Source organism: Brevibacillus sp. MCWH, from assembly GCF_013096935.1.
GTDB lineage: Bacteria > Bacillota > Bacilli > Brevibacillales > Brevibacillaceae > Brevibacillus > Brevibacillus aydinogluensis.
Genome location: NZ_SDLF01000103.1, coordinates 1 through 569, shown reverse-complemented (window position 1 = coordinate 569; position 569 = coordinate 1). Strand labels below are relative to the sequence as shown.

Annotated in this window: 1 protein-coding gene; it reads right to left on the bottom strand. The window is 37.4% G+C overall.

The genetic code is table 11. From position 1 onward, the window contains the following. Positions 1–217 precede the first annotated feature (217 nt). Positions 218–409 (bottom strand): hypothetical protein, encoded by a 192-nt coding sequence (locus ETC00_RS19565; protein ID WP_171567714.1) that lies wholly within the window; start codon positions 407–409, stop codon positions 218–220. Between the last annotated feature and the right edge of the window lie 160 nt (positions 410–569).

Here is a 569-nt window from a genome sequence, read left to right as displayed (position 1 = left end):
ACATTTGGATCAAATTCAACGATATACTTATCATCACTTGGCGAATAGTACGGTCCACTTTTAATGGCACTCCCACTAACTTCATAAACCGTAAACGCAAAAGCGCTCAACGGATAAAATAGTAAAAAACATAACAATCAACTGCTTATTTTTTTAATCATTTAATACATCCCACGCCTCCCCTACTAAAAAAGGAGGATCGCTCCTCCTTTTCCTCTTATCGCGATGCCGCGCGACCGAAAATCGACTTGATGAATGAAATGATTTTTGGTGCAAATCCCAAAGCAATGGCAAGTAGTACGAATGGCCCTACCCAACCAAGTAAAGAGTTCACACTTCCAATCACATCTGACACCGTAAAAGGTAAAGAAAGACCAGATAAATCAATAGCAGCTCCTAAAACAGGCATGTATAATTCCTCCTTAAAAGTTTTTTATATTCCACTAGCATGCGCTAGTTGAAAACTTAGTATCTTCGAATTTCAAAGTCTTCATTTTGATCGCTTTCATCAATTTGCTTTGTATTCGCAAATGATTTTTTCAACATCGTGATAAACATCGATAAAGCTC

Bases quoted from the DNA above. Each gene is read 5' to 3' on its own strand.
- ETC00_RS19565 (WP_171567714.1), bottom strand. From the start codon at position 409: ATGCCTGTTTTAGGAGCTGCTATTGATTTATCTGGTCTTTCTTTACCT.